Here is a 16,926-nt window from a genome sequence, read left to right as displayed (position 1 = left end):
GGATATGTTTAAGGTGGACATAAAGAAAGAACTTGGAATTTTGCCGAGGTCGATATGGGCCTTTCATTGCAACAGCGGGTCCTGTAACGGTTGCGATATAGAAATTGTTGCCCTGCTTACGCCCAGATACGACATAGAACGCTTTGGCATGAAGTTAGTAGGGACTCCAAGGCATGCCGATGCCTTATTGGTCACCGGACCGGTTACGAAATATATGACTGATAGGTTGAGGAGAGTTTATGCTCAAATGCCCAATCCTAAGGTGGTAATAGTCGTAGGAAATTGCGGTGCCTCCGGGGACGTGTTTTATAAATCCTACAACTTAGACGGTCCTGTGGATCAAATACTTCCCGTAGATGTCTATGTACATGGCTGTCCGCCGAGGCCTGAGGCGATCATCGATGGCGTAACTAAGGCGATCGCAAAGCTCGAGGAAAAAAGAAACGAGCTTCTTGGGACGGGGACGGGAGGCATTGCCGATGTTTAAATACAGCCTGAACCATCTTCCTAAAACGCCTGAGGAGATAAAATCTTTCTTGGAAGAAAGGTTAACTAATAACCTGGAAAGCTTGGAAATAAGAGAGAGGGTGGCTGGAGCAAAAGAAAAGACGTCCTTTTATGACATGTGGATCACATGCGACAAAGGTGCCTTTATTGATCTTGTCGACTCCCTCTTTATGCTCGATTTCCCTATATTTCATGTGATATCCGGAGATGATGCGGGAGATTTCGTATTGCTGAATTACCATTTCTCTCTCTTTACCAGTGCGGGACGAGGCAAAAGAGTGGGCGTTGTCGTCTCTGTAAAAGTTCAAAAGAATGATCTTACGATGCCTTCTCTTTATGATAAGATTCCTGGCATTGAATACAGCGAGCGAGAGATGCATGAGATGCTGGGCGTGTCTTTCGAGGGGTTGCCGGATCAATCGTTGGTATTTTTGCCCGAAAATTGGGATGAAAAGGTTCATCCCTGGCGGCGTGACGATTCCGGGTTGTCTCCCAAACATATACGGGAACTTTCTTGAAAAGGTGATGAACGATGGCTATTGGAGAAGGAAAAACTTATACTATTCCGATCGGTCCTGTTCATGTAGGCCTCAAGGAGCCGATTACTGCCTGGCTGCAAGTTGATGGCGAAAGAATTGTAGATGTGCGCATACGGCCTGGCGCAATACATCGAGGGATTGAATATATGGCAAGGGAAAGAAATCCCATTCAAGTCATATATCTGGCGGAAAGGATATGTGGTATCTGTTCATTTGCTCACATAATTTCCTTTGTGAGGGCTGTAGAAGATGCAGCCAGCATTCCAGTTCCTCCGAGGGCAAAGTATATACGCACTATCTTGCTGGAGCTTGAACGTATACACTCCCATATTCTCTGGGCTGGCGTAGCTTGTTATACCTTCGGATACGACTCAGCCTTCAATTTGGGTATGTTGCTTCGGGAAAAGGTCATGGACGTATTGGAGGCCATGACGGGCAATAGGGTAAATTATGGCGTCGGTACGATAGGGGGCGTTCGTCGGGATATAACTTTCCAAGTGGCTGAAGCAATAAAAGAAATGGTCGAATATTACAAGCGGGAGTTCTCGTATTTTTATAATGCCGTTACCGAAGATCCTATCGTCAAAGCCAGGATGCGAAACGTTGGCGTGCTTTCCGAAAAAGATGCCGTGAGATATTGTGCCGTTGGCCCCACGGCGCGTGCCAGCGGATTGCGCGTTGACCTCAGATGGTCTTCCCCCTATGAGGCTTACGAGGATTTGAAGGTAGAGCCAATTGTTCCGCAGGATTACTTCGGCAATGCTCAGGGCGATGTTTTCGACAGATTTTTCGTGAGGGTCATGGAGGTTTATCAGTCTTTGGAAATTATAGAACAGTGCATGGACGGCCTGCCGGAAGGGCCGATCATGCATGAGCCGAAACCAGCAAAACTGTTAAACCTGTTAAAGACAGCTGATGGTGTAGGTCAATCATCTATAGAAGCGCCTCGCGGAGATGATACTCATGTCATCAAACTGACTCAGGCGCAGGAAAACGTTACGTGGTGGAAGGTCAGAGCTCCAACCTATGCGAATGCCATGTCGTGGCCCATTATGTTTAAAGATCAGGAGATAGCTGATGCTCCGCTAATCATTAACAGCATAGACCCCTGCATTTCTTGTATGGAGAGGATGTTGGTCGTTAATGAAAAAGGTTCATCTACTGTCGCGACCAAGGAGGAGCTGATAAGGATGTGCCGTGATAAGACGAGGAGGCTGATGCATAGATGAGCCCGCTGCTTACGAAGATTGTATCGGGTTTTGCGCTCTTTTGCCTTGTTATATTGATTGCTCTTTTGTATGAAGGAGTCGATAGGATCGTTCACGCTCGAATGCAGAGGCGCTTTGGACCGCCCTTGCTGCAGCCTTTTTACGATGTAATAAAATTGTTGGGAAAGGAGTCCATAGTTCCCAGAAGGGCTGTCAGGGCCGTGTTTCAGGCATCTCCTTGGATGGCTATGGCGTTGACGCTGTTGATCTTTTTATATATTCCCATCGGTTCCATACCGCCAATCTTGGCCGGAAACGGAGATATTATTTTAATACTCTACCTACTCGCAGCTTCCGCTGTGATGATGGTTATCGGAGGCTTCGCCAGCGGCTCTCCCTATGCCAACGTCGGGTCACAGCGGGAAATGGTCTTGATGATGAGCTATGAGCTTCCCTTGGCACTCGTGGTTTTGACTCTGGCATGGTTGGTATACAAGAGGGGAGTTCCGGGAGCTCCTTTTAGCTTGGAGACCTTTGTTTCTGTTCCTGTATGGAATACCGTCGGTTTGATTGGCGGCATGGGAATTTTTGCCCTTCTTCTCTCCTTGCTGGGAGTGGTCCCGGCAGAAGTGGGCAAGGTCCCGATGGATATTGCCGAGGCCAAGACGGAGATTTTGGAAGGCTTCTTGGCCGAATATTCGGGAAGGAATTTAGCGCTGTTTAAACTTACTTTTGCTCTACGATCCCTTGCCATGTCAGCATTGTTGGTACCCCTCTTCTTTCCCTTTTCGCTGGGCAAGTTGTTTGGCTTAAACGGAGCATCATTCGTGCTGGTAGATTTTATCTGGTTTTGGGTAAAGGTGTTTCTGGTTCAGATCGTGGCCATTACTGTAGTCAGAACGATGTACGGAAGGTTTAAAATATGGCAGGCCTCCCAATTTTACTGGTTTCAAATGGGAGGGTTGGCGCTGGCGGGGATGGTCCTCGTTACGCTAGATGTGATGTTTTTTTAGGAGGGGCACAAAATGATAAATAAAATGTTATTTATCAACATCAAGCAATTCTTCAAAAAACCCTTTACCAATTTGTTTCCGCTGGCGCACATACCGGATCACCTGTTGGCTGTCTTGAAAAGGGTTAAATCGGGCGAGGCAAAGCTTAACCCACCGGTGCCAACGCCCGAGGGCTTCAGGGGAAGGATAGCATACGATAAAGATAAGTGCATCGGCTGCAGATTGTGCGTAAGGGTATGTCCCGCCAATGCTATATCCTATATAACGGAGGAAAAGAAAATTATGGTACATGTTGACCGATGTTGTTTCTGTGCTCAATGTACCGAGATATGCCCTGTACAGTGTCTGTCGATGAGCAACGAGTTCTTACTGGCCTCCTATAATAGAAAAGAACAGGTTGTGGTGGGGAATAATTAGAAATACGAATACAAAAAGGGCCCGAGCGGCTTATGATTAAAATGCTCGGGCCCTTTTTTCAAAGTTTAGTTTGAAAACTTATTCGGATACGTTGAGTATGCCCCAGTGGGAAAGCCTTTTTATCGTCTCGTCCTTTCCAAGAAGTTCGATAACTTCGAAAATTCCCGGGCTAACCTTGGTGCCCGTCAGAAGGATTCTCAACGGCATGGCTATCTTTTTTAAAGGCACCTCTTTTTTGTTGCTCCACTCTCGAGCGAAATCTTCCAAAGCCTTTGTTTCCCACTGGGATAGTTTTATCATATCCTCACAAAAGGGACCCAACACCTCCTTAGAAGTTGCAGCGTATTCGCGATCGACCCTTTCTTTAACGGGCTCGAAGGTCAAGAAATAATCAGTATATTCTGCCAGCTCCTTTAAGGTTTGTCCCCTTCCTTCCATTATACCTAAGACCTTGGCCAGATAATCGGAGCTATGGTTGTGATAAGGCAGTCCCAAATCTTCCCAGAATGGCTTGACGGCTTCCAGACGTTTGTCGGGATTCATTCGCTTGATATGTTCTTGATTGATGTGGCGCAATTTGTCCATATCGAATACCGCTGCCCTTTTGTTTACATCTTTGATGTCAAACAACTCGACGGCTTCTTCTATGGTAAAGATCTCGCGGTCATCTCCCGGTGACCATCCCAGCAAAGCAAGGAAGTTAAATAACGCTTCTGGCAAAAAGCCCATATCTTTATATTCAAGCACGTTGGTGGCTCCGTGCCTTTTAGAAAGTTTCTTTTTGTCTTTTCCAAGAATCATTGGCAGATGTGCAAATTGCGGGAGCTCGAAACCCAGGGCCTTATAAAGCAATATTTGCTTAGGCGTATTGGCGATGTGGTCCTCCCCTCTTATGACGTGGGTTATGGACATAGTGTAGTCGTCTATGACAACGGCATAATTATAAGTTGGCATTCCGTCGCTTTTTATCATTACTATGTCCTTTAAGGTCTCGCTTTTAACCTCAATATGTCCGTAAACTATATCATCGAAGGACACTATCTCGCCGGGAACGACCCTGAATATAATGGCTTCGCCTTCGCGATAGGCGAGCCCCCTATCCACCAGCTTGCCGGCATATTCCCTATATATCTCAAGCCTTTCGGATTGACGGTAGGGACCATAAGGACCACCGGCTCTGGGGCCTTCGTCCCACAGCAAGCCAAGCCATTCAAGGCCGGAATATATGCTTTCCTCATATTCCAGGGTTGACCTTTCTCTGTCCGAATCTTCTATGCGAAGCACAAATTTACCGCCCATGTGCCTTGCCCAAAGCCAATTAAAAAGTGCCGTATGGGCACCTCCAATATGAAGATTTCCCGTTGGACTCGGGGCGAAGCGAACTCTGACTCCGTCCATGAATAATACCTCCTAATCAAGAGTAACGAGTAATGTGATATTGTAGCATTCAATAAACATTATGGCATTTTTAGACTTGAAGATGGTACAAAAATCTGCCTTTGTCATCGGCTGTTGCATATATTACAATTGTATCAAAAACTAAAAGGGAGATGTCGCTTTTTGAAGGAAGAAAGGATACTTTTAGTGGATGGACATGCCTTGGCCTTCAGAGCCTTCTATGCCTTGCCGGAACTTAACGCGCCCGATGGGATGCCCACCAATGCAATATTAGGATTTTTAAATATGCTGCTTAAGATAATAAACGATGAAAACCCAGATCAAGTCATTGTCTTTTTCGATGCAAAAGGCGAGACATTCAGGCATGAAGCATACAAAGAATACAAGGAAGGAAGGCCTCCGACTCCTGAGGAGTTTAAGTCGCAATTGCTCCTCATAAAGGAAATAATGAAATACCTCGGTTATCCCGTCATAGAGATTGAGGGCGTTGAGGCAGACGATGCAATAGCCTCTGTCGTTCGTATTTTGGAGGGAAAGGGCAGCGCTTTAGTGCTGACGGCCGATAAGGACATGCTCCAGTTGATAAGGGCTGATGTCAAAGTCATGAGACCCATAAAGGGCGTTTCTACTTTCAAGGTATATGATGAAAAAACCTTTGAAGAGGAGTTTGGTTTTCCTCCCTCTTCCTTTCCCGATTATCTCTCTTTGATAGGAGATAAAGTGGATAACATTCCCGGCATTCCCGGCATTGGGTCCAAAAGGGCCTCGGCATTAATACAACAATATGGCAGTTTGGAAAATTTATATGAGCACATAAACGAACTGCCCCAAAAAATTGCATCGAGCCTGAAGGATAAAAAGGACGAACTGTTCCAATGGAGAGAGCTCATTCGCCTGCGTGATACCTTGTGTATAAGCCCCGATGAATTTAAAGGCGGAGGAGAAAGAAACAATGAAGCACTGATTGGTATATTTCAAAGGCTTGGCTTTAAGCAGATACCCGAAAGGCTTGGCCTGAGAGTAAAGGATGTCGATTCCAGGGAAACTCGCTCTAAAGCGGGAGAGGGCGAAAAGACGCCCAACACTGAGGAAAGCCAAGATTGGAGTAAAATCGTAGCCTTAGCCTTTGAAGGCAGGGGTCGTTATCCTCAGTCCTTTGCCCTTTCACGATGCGTCTTAGCCGAAAGGGAAGGGTCTTTTTATTTGTTAGAGCCCAAAGGCGATGACGATTACGATGCTTTGGTCGAAAAATTAAGGGAAAAAGAAATCCTGATCTGGGGGTTCAAGGAGTTTACAACTTCAATTAAGAAAGCACCCTTTGAAAAGGACAAGGTATGGGACGGCAAAATAGCTTATTATTTGCTTCATCCCGACAAATCGTCATCCAAAGAAGGTTTGGCCGAAATAAAAAAGATGCTGAAAAGCGAAGAAGGCCTGGATAAAGAGGCTTTGTCCCTTTTTGACCTGTACGGGAAGATATCTTCAGAGATGGACGAAGCATTGCATGGCCTCATGTATCGAATCGATATACCTCTGTCGGTTGTCCTTTCAAGGATGGAGAGAAAGGGAATACGCCTCGACCTGGACCATCTTTGGAAGGTAAAGCAAGAGCTGGAGAGAACGCTCGATGACGTAAAGGCCTCCATAGACATGGCGGCCGGTTACAAGGTAAACCTAAACTCGCCCAAGCAGGTTGGCTGGCTGCTTTTCGATCACCTGGGATTACCTGTCATAAAGAAGACTAAAACGGGATATTCGACCGATGTTACCGTTCTTGAGGAGTTAAGTCGATTGGATAGGCCCGAGGCATTGGTGGCAAAACTTCTCCTGGATCACAGGGAGCTTACTAAGATGCTTACCGGATTTGTACAGCCCTTGATCGACGCCATCGATCCCAAGACCGGCAAGGTGCATACCACATTTGAGCATACGAGCACCGGTACCGGGCGGTTGAGCAGCCGAGATCCAAACCTTCAAAACCTCCCTGCCTACGGTGACTGGGCAATGAAATTAAAGGAGGCGTTTGTACCGGATCGAAGGGACGGCATATTTATCGCTGCCGATTATTCACAGATAGAGTTGCGCGTTCTGGCGCACATTTCAGGAGACAAAAAGCTATGCGAAGCCTTTGAGAGGGGTAGAGATATTCATGCAGAGACGGCAGCATGGATATTTGGTGTGGATACGGAAAAGGTTTCCCCCGAACTTAGGAGAATGGCGAAAATGATAAACTTCGGATTGCTGTACGGGATGACTCCCTATGGCCTTGCATCGAGGTTAAATATAGGCAGAGAAGAGGCCAAAACAATTATAGATAGGTACTTTTCTGCCTTTCCTAAAGTGGGAGATTACATTGAAAAAAGCTATGAGGAGGCGAGAAAGAGAGGTTATACCCTCTCGCTTTTTGGAAGAAGAAGACCACTGAACGAGGTTACTACAGTAGTGGGAAACAGCACGGCAGCTTTGAAAAGGGTCGCTATTAATACCCCAATTCAAAGCACGGCCGCCGACATAACGAAGATCGCCATGATACGCTTGGACGAGGCCCTACAAAGAGAAAATATTGATGCTGCGCTAATATTGCAAATTCATGACTCACTCATTTGTGAGTGTTCCGCAAAGGATGAGGAAGTTGTTTCCGGGATCCTTAAAGAGAGCATGGAAAGCGCCGTAGAGCTTTCGGTGCCTCTGGAGGTTAACCTAAAGAGCGGCCGCACTTTGGCCGAAGTGTGAAGCGCAGCCGCTACCTTCTGACGAGAATAAGAGAGGCAAACAGCCAAAGGGCAAACCAATATGGGTGAGCGCCCTGTGGCAAAGCCATGAAGCCGATGCCGAAAATCGACAGCAAGAAGGCCATGCCCAAAGCTGATGTATCGCCTCTTTTCTCCTGCTGTTTTCTGCTCGTCGATGTTGTTGTCATGGAAATGTCGAATAGGGCTTGTTTTACTTTTTCCTTTCCAAGCTCCATGAAGAGGATTGGCTGAAGGTGAAGTATGGAGGTGACTTCCTGGAAACTTTCGTTTAAAAGCTCCTCAAAGCCAATTTCGGGATCCAGCGTGTGGAGAGTTCCCTCGAGCATCGATAGGGCCTTGACCTGATATAACAGGGGCTTTGGTATCTTTATGCCCCAGATAGGGCTTTGGGCTATCATGTCTTTTAGCATGTCGGGCAAGGAAAGCTGTCCTAAGGGCCTGTGCAGGTAGTCCTCGAGAAAGTCGTATATTTCGTTTTCAATGGCCAAAGGATCCGATTGACCCTGAATTACTCCAAGGGACGCGAGGCTGCTGTAGACGAGGCTGATATCCCTGCGCAGCAACCCCCAAAAGAGCAACATGGATTTATGTCTTATCTTCTCTGATAAAAAGGTAGTGGCGCCGTAATCCAAAAGCACCAGATGCTCGTCTTCATCCACCAATATGTTTCCAAAATGAGGATCCGTATGAACGAGCCCCTCTTTTAGAAATTTATATAAGTAGGTCTTTGCCAGAGAAAGAGCCATATGGTGACGCCTGAAACGTGACAAATGAGGCACGGCCCTATCGAGCCTCTGGCCGTTGTGAAACGACATGGTGAGTATATTTTTGGTGCATAACCCGGCGTATCCCTTTGGGACTTTTACTTCCCATTCGGCAGGCAGCCCTTCGCCGTATTTTCTCATGCATGCCAGTTCCCTGAGAAGGTCCAATTCCTTGATGATGTTGCTTGAGAATTCATCAACTGTATCCTTCAGATCGATGGGGAATGATTGAGAGTCGGGGAGTCTCTTGACCAAAAAGCGCATTATTTTTATATCTTCTTCGATGCGCTGCTCGACATCTGGTCTTAAGATCTTCATCGCAGCAACCCGTCCGTCCTTGAGGTCGCATTTATGAACCTGTGCCAAGCTGGCAGCGCCAATGGGTTGGGGATCCCAAAAGGATATCTCATCCAACTTGTCTCCCAGCTCGTCCTGGATGAGCTTAAACACCTTTGGCGAAGGAGAGGGGGGTAACTCGTCCAACAGATGGGATAAAGCTTCTGCTATAATGGGTGGCAGCACGTCGTAATGACAGCTCAACATTTGGCCGAGCTTGATGAACGAAGGCCCCAGGTGTTCAAATCTGTTTTTTATATCGTAGACTTCGTCCTCGGGTATGGTTTTATAACTCCTTAAACTGAGCCTGCGAAGCTTGATGAATAGCGGTATCGCATTTAGCGTCAGCTCGCTACCTCTCGTTAAAATGCTCAAAAAGTATCACCTCTTTGTCCGATGCCTCTATTATATACGGAGATATACTGATTTTGTTAAAATAACTGTTGTGATATATACTATGTGCTGTTATGTGTATAGAAAATATGTGAATGATTTTTGGGAACAATAATGAAAGGGGAAGGTTGTAATGATTTTAAAGGCGCTTCGAACGAGAACTAAGGTAATCATGATCGCAGTCGCAGTAGCATTCGTTATTTCCATATTTGCAGGATATGGCATTTACTCCAGAAGAGGAGATTCTTCCGCTACTACGGAAAAGGATAAAGTGGTGGCCAAAGCCAATGGAACCAACATCATGCTTTCTCAGATAGATATGGGTGTTAGGCAATTAATGGACCAGATGGGGATAAGCAACTTACCTCAGAGTCAGTATTATATTTTGAGAAAACACGTTTTGGACCAAATAGTCTTAGATATGGAGTTGGATAAGGAAGTCAAGGAGAACAAGATCGAAGTCACAGATGATGAGATAAACGTGGCCATGGATAGGATAATTTCCCAGTTTCCGACAAAGGAAGCCTACCAGGATTATTTAAGCGCATATAACATCAAAGAGGAAGATCTTAAAAAAGAACTAAGAAGGCAGCTGGCTCAGCAGAAGCTATTGCAGACGGCGGTAAAAACGGACGATACGGTTACCGAGGAAGAAATGCAGGAGTTTTATGAGGCCAGAGGCGACGACTACTTCGTGCGCCCCGAAGGATTGTGGGTGAACTTCGCCATTTTTTCCGACGAAAAAACAGCTCAAGGAGTCAGGGATGCCCTTGCGAGTGGACAGACATGGGATGATGTGATGAGTCAGTATGGCGATAAAGCCTTGCACAGCACTTCCTATGATAAGCCTTTACTGTTGCCAATGACGACTTTGGAAGCCCAGGAAGAGTTGCTCCCTCTGAAGGAGCTAAAAGAAGGCGAGCTTAGCCGACCAATCCAGCTTGATGAGGAGCAGTTTGGTATCTATTTGGTCAAAGGATACCAAAAACAGGAAAAGATCCCATATGATGAGGTTAAAGAAAATATTAAACTTGCTTTAAGCCAGCAGAAAGCCCAAGCGCAACGTCAGGAGTATTTGCAGGGTTTGGTAGATAGGGCTAACGTTGAGATAGTCGACTCTTCCGTATTTGAGGCGCCAAAGGTCGAAGAACCTGCACAACCTTCGGCGGAAGAAGAGGGTGGCCAAGACAGCGATGTTGGAGCAGAGGTCGTAGAAGAAGGCCAGTCCGAAAATCAGGCAGAAAGCCAAACGGCGGAGCAGACAGAGACCGATGCCAAGGAAGAGGCTCAGCAGCAATAATATAATCTTTGAAAACTGAAACTGTTCTTTTGAAAATAGCAGAGAGGACTTTCTTTAATAAAGGTTGTCCTCTCTGCTATTTTTATTATAGGAAGTTAGTTAGTTATATGATAAGAAGAATTAATCTGCTAAAATTGAACGAAAAAGGTTTAAGTTCAATTCGAGAACCTTCCCGGACAACAGGTCCTCTAAGGCCATTTCGTAGTGTCTTGGTTCGACCGAATCGATCAGCCTTTCCCTTGCCAGGGTTCCGAGTATCGCTATGTTTTGCATTCGAGGGTCGGGCACTTCCCTTGAAACGGCGTATTCTTTGACAGATCGCTTCTTGCATTCCCTGCTTATATCGTCGATAGTAACGGGTTTTTCTTCGCCAAGCCGTACGTTCAGAGGTTGCAGTGATACGCTGTAATAAACTAAAGTACCTTTATCTTTGAGATATGTGTTCAGCCCTCTTAAGGCTTCGTGAATTTCAAGGGCCAAGACCATATCGGCCAGCCCCGGCATTATCAAAGGAGAAAATGCATCCTCTCCTATTCTAATGTGAGAAGTTACCATTCCGCCGCGTTGGGCCAATCCGTGAGTGTCGACTCCTTTTACGGTCAGACCAGCATGATCTGCGGCGCGTATAATGGTTTCGCTAAGCAATCCTATTCCCTGGCCGCCAACGCCGATCACGAAAATATCTAGCTTCATTTTAACCCCTCCGTTCCTTCGGGAAGCCTTATTTATCCTGATAACCTATTGCCCTGACAGGGCAGGTTTGAATACAAGAGCCGTCTCCTATACACAGCTCTTTGGAAGTTATTACGGATCCGTCGTCCATGAGCTGAAAAGTAGGGCAGGCAAAGGCCTTAAGACACTCATATATGTGTTCGCATTTTTCCTTGTCAACCGATACCTGTCTTTCCACACCTTTGCCCTTCCTGCGTTGCTCTCTGGTAAATTTAAGCATACAAGGATGGGTAGCTATGACGACGGAAAAGCCCTCTTCGCTAACTGCTTCCTTGATGGCTTCGGTGAGTTTTTCCTGCGAGTAAGCATCGACAACTCTGACGGAGTTGACGCCAAGTCCTTCAAGCATTTTCTTTATAGATATTGCGTCTGTTGGGCCGTTAAAGTTCTTTCCCGATCCGGGATGATCCTGATGACCCGTCATTGCCGTCGTGCCGTTTTCCATTATTACGAGCGTCAGATTGTGGCGGTTGAAGACTGCGTTGATAATGCCCGGTAGTCCGGCATGAAAAAGGGTTGAGTCACCTATAAAAGCCACTACCTTCCGTTCGTCGTTGAACAAAGAAAGGCCCGATCCCGTGCCCGTAGAATGTCCCATACACAAGAGGACCTGCCCCATTTCGTGAGGCTCAAGGTAACCCAGGGTATGACAGCCTATGTCGGCAACAGTTATGTCGGTGCCCTTTAAAGCCCGTTTTACCGCGTAAAAGGCGGATCTGTGTCCGCATCCGGGGCAAAGCTGAGGAGGCCTCGGCGAAGGCAAAACGCCTTTGGGAGAAAAGTCCGTCTCCGGAAGCAGGTCATTCCATGTTTTTTTCATAACCTGATAGACCTTTTCGGGTACATATTCGCCTATCCAATCTTCTGCGTCTTTTTTGCCTAAAATTTTCGTCTTCAGTCCATGATCGAAGGCAAGGCTTTTGATTTCAAGTTCTATGAAATTATCCAGTTCTTCAAGTATTTTTACTTCTTCGTGGGAGGCCATGAAATCGACAATGGTTTTTTCCGGCAGAGGATATACCATGCCAAGTTTTAACACATCTGGTTTGCTTTCGGCAAACTGAAGTGTGTCCATTAGCGATAAAAATGGCAGGCCTACCGTTATAATACCCCTTTCTTTATTGCTGTTATCTACGGTAGTGTTGAAGGGCGAGTCTTCAGCATATTTTTTGACGGCATCTATGTTTTGGAGAGCTCTTCGCTTCATGGGGTATACAGTCGCCGCGGTCAGGGGAATATAACAGCTAGTTTTAGGATCGAAACGTGACGTTTTGTCCAAAGGCCGGGGCTCCCAGTGCCCAAAACCAACTTTTTCCTTTGCGTGGCAGACGTGGGTAGTAAGCCTTACGATAATCGGCATGTGGTGTTTCTTAGCCAGATCGGCTGCCTCCAAGAACATTTTATATGCTTCCTTTGGTGTGGCGGGCTCAAAGACGGGGACATAAGCCAGGCGAGCAAGATGTCTGTTGTCCTGCTCGTTTTGAGAAGAGTTGGCTCCGGGGTCATCTCCCAGCACTATCACCATGCCGCCCAAAAGATCCATCATGGAAAGTTGAACGAAGGAATCGGCTGCAACGTTTAGGCCCACACTCTTAAAGAATGGACATGATAAATGACCGTTTATGCTGGCTCCGAAGGCTACCTCAAGCGCTACCTTTTCGTTCGTCGAAAATTCGAAGTAGAAAGGGCGTTGATCAAAAGGTACGGAGGCTATTGCCTCGGCGATTTCTGGAGTGGGAGAACCCGGATAGGACGTTGCAACCCTTACCCCTGCCTCTATCATAGCCCTCACAATTGCAGTATCTCCCATGACAATCTCGCTGAAAGGTTCCTTTCTTAAAAGCATCTCTCCTAAGCTCTTCAAGATTGTCACCTCACTTATCAGATAAATTGAATTAAATTTATTTTAACACATATAAGAAATTATTCGAGTATCAAAATAGATACTTGACAAATAGCATATAAATTGTATCCTTGTATTCAGGATGCAAGTATCCAAAAATGATGTAATTGATTTCATACGGAGGCAGAGCATGATGAACGAACAAAAATTGATTGAACCCATACCTTATGATGACTTTAGACCTGCCAGAGATCTAGTGCTTGAGCGTCTCAGAGAGGCAATTTTAAACAGAACATTAGTGTCTGGTGATCGTATAGTAGAGTCGGATCTTGCTCAAATGCTTAATGTAAGTCGTACTCCGGTTCGCGAGGCATTGCGAGTTCTTGAAGCAGAAGGACTTTTAAAAAGAGTGCCGCGGAAGGGTTTGTTTGTAAAAGGAATAACCAAAGAAGATGTGGAGGAAATTTACGCTATCCGAATCTCACTCGAATCTCTAGCCGTTTCTAAAGCCGTAGAAAAAATTACCCCTGCCGAAATTAATCGATTAAAACAATTAGTAGATCTAATGAGAAAATATACTGAATCATCGCAAGCCGATAAATTATTCTCCGTTTGTCAGGAGTTTAACGATATATTGGTCAGATCTTGTAGGATGCCTAGATTAATTAAACTTGTCAGAGTTTATATGGAATATTTGGAACAATTTAGAACTATATCCATGGCAAAGCGAGAAAGGCAAATAGTTGCTCTCAATGACCATGAAGAAATATTACAAGCGGTTATTGAACGTGATCCAATACGTGCCGAAATGGCAGTCAAAAAACACTTAACAGGTGCCCTAGAGGCATTTTTAAGAGAAGAAGGTCTTTGCGATAAATCAGAAATCAGTAAATAGGTGGTGAAGTGAAAGTGAAAGAGCTTCGCATTCTTACGCCAAACGGAATGTTGGGTTATGGTTTTCCAGTTAAGTGGTTTAAACGAGCATTATCAATGGACCCTCACGTAATAGCAGTCGATTCTGGTTCTACTGATAGTGGTCCACATAAACTGGCTATGGGTGTTATGACATGTTCTAAAGAGGCTTACACGAAAGATATATCGTTATTACTAGAAGCTATCGCAGAGAAAAAGATCCCTCTATTAATTAGTTCTGCAGGTGGGGCTGGGACCAACGCTCAAGTAGACACTTTTATAAATATTATAAAAAAAATATCTAGAGAGAAGGGATATCATTTTAAGATTGCAACAATATATAGCGAGATTGATAAGTCCATAGTTAAAGAAAAATTGAAAAAAGGGCAAATAGCACCCTGTGGACCTGTCGAGCATCTATCTGAAGAAGAAGTGGATTTAGCCACTACTATAGTTGCGCAAATGGGCGTCGAGCCAATTGTTAAGGTCTTAAAAGAAAATGATATAGATATTGTAATAGCCGGAAGGTCTTATGATCCTGTTACCATAGCGGCGCTACCAATAAAGGAGGGTTTTGATCCAGGACTTGCCTGGCATATGGGTAAGATAATGGAGTGCGGGGCTCTCTGTGCAGAACCCGCAGGAAAAGTGATGTTCGGTACCATAAGGGAAGATCACTTTATTCTTGAGCCTGGAAGCCTCGATGAACGTTGTACCACATGGTCAGTAGCAGCGCATACATTATACGAAAAATCTCATCCTTACTTATTACCTGGTCCCGGTGGTATCTTGGATTTATCTAATACCAGTTTTGAACAAATAGATGATAGAAGGGTTAAAATTTCTGGCAGTAAATTCAATCCTTTGGATAAATACACAGTAAAACTTGAAGGAGCAAAGAAGGTAGGGTTCCGCTCTATATTTATAGCAGGTGCAAGAGACCCTATTTTTATAGATCATATTGATGATGTGTTGGCTAGAGTGACGGAGGATGTTAAGGATTACTTCAAGGATATACCCGAGGATCAATATCAAATGATATACCATGTATATGGCAAAAATGGGGTTATGGCAGAACTAGAACCTATTAAAAATTTTATGCCGCTCGAATTGTGCATAATTCTTGAGGTTGCAGCATCTACACAAGAGCTAGCAACTGCGATTTGCTCACGTGCTCGGACGGAACTTTTGCATTGTCCTTATGAAGGACGCATAGGTACGGCGGGTAACATAGCACTTCCATTCACGCCTCTCGAGATTCCCTTAGGAGAAGTGTTTGCATTTAACGTTTATCATCTTATGGAGATTGATGATCCTGTAAGTCTTTTCCCTGTTAATATAATGGAGGTGTAGTTATGGATAAAAAAATGGTAAAACTAAAGGATATAGCGAAAGTTATAAGAAGTAAAAATGCTGGTCCTTTTGAGCTTACCTTTGATGTCATATTTAAAACCAAGGAAGACTACGAAAAAGTAAAATCCTGCGGCGCAATAAATCGTGAGTTGGTTGCAAAGCTATATGGAATAGAGCCGGAAAAAATACTGAATTTTGTTTTTTTTGATGCTGCAAACGCATTCAAATTTACGATACCACGTATGCGTCCCCAAGGATCTGTAGGCGAGATTGATATGCATGGTGCGCAGCAATATGTACCCTTATTTGATATAGAAATACCCTTATAAAATAAATAAATGTTTGCTATGTAAGGCAATCTAAATAATTATTCAACATAAGGGGAGGTAAGGAAAATGAAGGTAAGATGCGGTCTAATAGCGGGTTTTTTGGTTTTGCTCTTTCTGTTAGGAGGGATGGCTGTAGCTCAGGATAATTATCCTTCCAAGCCTTTTGAGTTCATCGCGCCGGCAGGTCCTGGTGGAGGTTGGGACACGACAATAAGGATGGTAGCAAGGGTGTTGCAAGAAGAAGGGCTTGTATCTGTCCCTATGCCCGTGGTTAATAAGCCAGGCGGAGGTGGAGGGGTAGCCCTCGCATATTTGCAACAACGCAAAAGTGACCCATATACAGTAGCAGTATATTCTCCGCCACTGTTGTTAATTAATCTGACAGGGCAAACAAAACTTTCATATAAAAATACTGCCCCAATTGCGAGGTTAATCAGTGATTATGGTGCTTTTGCCGTTCCGAAAAATTCAAAATACAATTCAATATCGGAGGTAATGGAAGCCTTAAAAAAGGATCCGAAGAGTATTAAAATTGGAGGTCTATCTTCTCCTGGATCTATGGATCATGTGCAGTTTCTTATAGCTGCCAAAGCTGCAGGTATAAGCAATTTGAAGGATATCCCGTACATTGCTTTTCAAGAGGGGCAACATTTAGCGGCGTTGCTCGGGGGTCATATTGATTTACTAAGTGCCGGGTTAGCAGAAACTCAAGGTCCTATGATGTCAGGAGATATTAAAGTCCTTGCCGTAACAAGGCCTGAACCTTATAAAGATGGACCCTTTGCCAATGTGCCCACCTTACGTCAGTCCGGAATAGATGCAGAGTTTATCAACTGGCGCGGTTTGTTTGGTCCTCCCGATATGCCAGAATATGCCGTTAAGTATCTTGAGGATAAGCTGTCTCAAATGGAGAAAACACAGATGTGGGACGAAATATGTAGAACAAATGGATGGGATAAGAGCTTTTTGCCCTCCGATCAATTTAGGATGTTCCTTGATCATACAAACGAGCAGTACAAGGAAGTATTGCAAGCGATAGGATTTTACAAAGGAGAATAAATATCTATAAAGATATCTATAAAGAGAGGTAGCCTATATTATTTGGGCTACCTCCTACATATAGGGGGTA

General features: G+C 44.9%; 15 protein-coding genes. 11 read left to right on the top strand and 4 right to left on the bottom strand.

The window, feature by feature from the left end:
• Nucleotides 1-4 precede the first annotated feature (4 nt).
• From HMPREF1705_RS01275 to HMPREF1705_RS01255, 5 genes are read left to right on the top strand one after another with little or no spacing between them, the layout of a single operon-like run.
• A complete protein-coding gene (locus HMPREF1705_RS01275) occupies nucleotides 5-487 on the top strand; it encodes an NADH-quinone oxidoreductase subunit B family protein (protein ID WP_009200525.1) in 483 nt (160 codons plus the stop codon).
• On the top strand, nucleotides 480-1,025 hold the full coding sequence (locus tag HMPREF1705_RS01270) for an NADH-quinone oxidoreductase subunit C (protein WP_009200526.1): 546 nt from the start codon (nucleotides 480-482) through the stop codon (nucleotides 1,023-1,025). The genes HMPREF1705_RS01275 and HMPREF1705_RS01270 overlap by 8 nt, the downstream gene beginning before the upstream one ends.
• A gap of 14 nt (nucleotides 1,026-1,039) precedes the next feature.
• The gene (locus HMPREF1705_RS01265; RefSeq protein ID WP_009200527.1) at nucleotides 1,040-2,275 is read left to right on the top strand and encodes a hydrogenase large subunit; all 1,236 of its coding nucleotides are present in this window, start codon (nucleotides 1,040-1,042) and stop codon (nucleotides 2,273-2,275) included.
• On the top strand, nucleotides 2,272-3,267 hold the full coding sequence (locus HMPREF1705_RS01260) for a respiratory chain complex I subunit 1 family protein (RefSeq protein ID WP_009200528.1): 996 nt from the start codon (nucleotides 2,272-2,274) through the stop codon (nucleotides 3,265-3,267). Before HMPREF1705_RS01265 ends, HMPREF1705_RS01260 begins: the two co-directional genes overlap by 4 nt.
• 12 nt (nucleotides 3,268-3,279) lie before the next feature.
• Nucleotides 3,280-3,684: a 4Fe-4S binding protein gene (locus tag HMPREF1705_RS01255; protein WP_009200529.1), complete on the top strand. Its 405-nt coding sequence runs from the start codon at nucleotides 3,280-3,282 to the stop codon at nucleotides 3,682-3,684.
• Between the two features lie 78 nt (nucleotides 3,685-3,762).
• On the opposite strand, the gene gltX is transcribed toward HMPREF1705_RS01255, so the two are convergent.
• On the bottom strand, nucleotides 3,763-5,082 hold the full coding sequence (gltX, locus tag HMPREF1705_RS01250; protein WP_009200530.1) for a glutamate--tRNA ligase: 1,320 nt from the start codon (nucleotides 5,080-5,082) through the stop codon (nucleotides 3,763-3,765).
• A gap of 162 nt (nucleotides 5,083-5,244) precedes the next feature.
• On the opposite strand from gltX, the gene polA reads away from it, so the two are divergent.
• The gene (gene polA / locus HMPREF1705_RS01245; protein WP_009200531.1) at nucleotides 5,245-7,815 is read left to right on the top strand and encodes a DNA polymerase I; all 2,571 of its coding nucleotides are present in this window, start codon (nucleotides 5,245-5,247) and stop codon (nucleotides 7,813-7,815) included.
• 10 nt (nucleotides 7,816-7,825) lie between these two features.
• Here the strand turns inward: polA and HMPREF1705_RS01240 are convergent, their stop codons facing one another.
• Nucleotides 7,826-9,310: an ABC1 kinase family protein gene (locus HMPREF1705_RS01240; RefSeq protein ID WP_009200532.1), complete on the bottom strand. Its 1,485-nt coding sequence runs from the start codon at nucleotides 9,308-9,310 to the stop codon at nucleotides 7,826-7,828.
• A gap of 151 nt (nucleotides 9,311-9,461) precedes the next feature.
• Here HMPREF1705_RS01240 and HMPREF1705_RS01235 point away from each other — a divergent pair, with 151 nt between their 5' ends.
• Nucleotides 9,462-10,628 (top strand): SurA N-terminal domain-containing protein, encoded by a 1,167-nt coding sequence (locus HMPREF1705_RS01235; RefSeq protein WP_009200533.1) that lies wholly within the window; start codon nucleotides 9,462-9,464, stop codon nucleotides 10,626-10,628.
• A 120-nt stretch (nucleotides 10,629-10,748) separates the two neighbouring features.
• Here the strand turns inward: HMPREF1705_RS01235 and HMPREF1705_RS01230 are convergent, their stop codons facing one another.
• Nucleotides 10,749-11,321 carry a 2-oxoacid:acceptor oxidoreductase family protein gene (locus tag HMPREF1705_RS01230; RefSeq protein ID WP_009200534.1) on the bottom strand — a complete coding sequence of 191 codons (573 nt, stop codon included), beginning with the start codon at nucleotides 11,319-11,321 and terminating at the stop codon, nucleotides 10,749-10,751.
• 28 nt (nucleotides 11,322-11,349) lie between these two features.
• Nucleotides 11,350-13,224, bottom strand: coding sequence for a thiamine pyrophosphate-dependent enzyme (locus HMPREF1705_RS01225; RefSeq protein WP_040347817.1), 1,875 nt, complete (start codon nucleotides 13,222-13,224; stop codon nucleotides 11,350-11,352).
• 172 nt (nucleotides 13,225-13,396) lie between these two features.
• Between HMPREF1705_RS01225 and HMPREF1705_RS01220 the strand changes: the two genes are divergently transcribed.
• The 4 genes from HMPREF1705_RS01220 (at nucleotide 13,397) to HMPREF1705_RS01205 (ending at nucleotide 16,856) form a co-directional block, all read left to right on the top strand.
• The gene (locus HMPREF1705_RS01220; protein WP_050767847.1) at nucleotides 13,397-14,098 is read left to right on the top strand and encodes a GntR family transcriptional regulator; all 702 of its coding nucleotides are present in this window, start codon (nucleotides 13,397-13,399) and stop codon (nucleotides 14,096-14,098) included.
• Between the two features lie 14 nt (nucleotides 14,099-14,112).
• Complete coding sequence (locus HMPREF1705_RS01215; RefSeq protein ID WP_040347819.1) at nucleotides 14,113-15,468, top strand: acyclic terpene utilization AtuA family protein; 1,356 nt, start codon at nucleotides 14,113-14,115, stop codon at nucleotides 15,466-15,468.
• Between the two features lie 2 nt (nucleotides 15,469-15,470).
• Entirely contained in the window at nucleotides 15,471-15,797 is a 327-nt protein-coding gene (locus tag HMPREF1705_RS01210) for a DUF4387 domain-containing protein (protein WP_009200538.1), read from the top strand.
• 66 nt (nucleotides 15,798-15,863) lie between these two features.
• The gene (locus HMPREF1705_RS01205) at nucleotides 15,864-16,856 is read left to right on the top strand and encodes a Bug family tripartite tricarboxylate transporter substrate binding protein (RefSeq protein WP_009200539.1); all 993 of its coding nucleotides are present in this window, start codon (nucleotides 15,864-15,866) and stop codon (nucleotides 16,854-16,856) included.
• Nucleotides 16,857-16,926 lie beyond the last annotated feature (70 nt).

It is taken from the genome of Acetomicrobium hydrogeniformans ATCC BAA-1850, from assembly GCF_000160455.2.
GTDB classification, from domain to species: domain Bacteria; phylum Synergistota; class Synergistia; order Synergistales; family Acetomicrobiaceae; genus Acetomicrobium; species Acetomicrobium thermoterrenum.
Note: the sequence above shows the minus strand (reverse complement) of the source record. Positions and strands in the feature narration are given on the sequence as shown.

Excerpts from the sequence above, each read along its gene's own strand:
- HMPREF1705_RS01205 (WP_009200539.1), top strand. The coding sequence starts at position 15,864 with ATGAAGGTAAGATGCGGTCTAATAGCGGGTTTTTTGGTTTTGCTCTTT.
- HMPREF1705_RS01270 (WP_009200526.1), top strand. The coding sequence starts at position 480 with ATGTTTAAATACAGCCTGAACCATCTTCCTAAAACGCCTGAGGAGATA.
- gltX (WP_009200530.1), bottom strand. The coding sequence starts at position 5,082 with ATGGACGGAGTCAGAGTTCGCTTCGCCCCGAGTCCAACGGGAAATCTT.
- HMPREF1705_RS01230 (WP_009200534.1), bottom strand. The coding sequence starts at position 11,321 with ATGAAGCTAGATATTTTCGTGATCGGCGTTGGCGGCCAGGGAATAGGA.
- HMPREF1705_RS01260 (WP_009200528.1), top strand. The coding sequence starts at position 2,272 with ATGAGCCCGCTGCTTACGAAGATTGTATCGGGTTTTGCGCTCTTTTGC.
- HMPREF1705_RS01275 (WP_009200525.1), top strand. The coding sequence starts at position 5 with ATGTTTAAGGTGGACATAAAGAAAGAACTTGGAATTTTGCCGAGGTCG.
- HMPREF1705_RS01265 (WP_009200527.1), top strand. The coding sequence starts at position 1,040 with ATGGCTATTGGAGAAGGAAAAACTTATACTATTCCGATCGGTCCTGTT.
- HMPREF1705_RS01220 (WP_050767847.1), top strand. The coding sequence starts at position 13,397 with ATGAACGAACAAAAATTGATTGAACCCATACCTTATGATGACTTTAGA.
- HMPREF1705_RS01255 (WP_009200529.1), top strand. The coding sequence starts at position 3,280 with ATGATAAATAAAATGTTATTTATCAACATCAAGCAATTCTTCAAAAAA.
- HMPREF1705_RS01235 (WP_009200533.1), top strand. The coding sequence starts at position 9,462 with ATGATTTTAAAGGCGCTTCGAACGAGAACTAAGGTAATCATGATCGCA.
- HMPREF1705_RS01210 (WP_009200538.1), top strand. The coding sequence starts at position 15,471 with ATGGATAAAAAAATGGTAAAACTAAAGGATATAGCGAAAGTTATAAGA.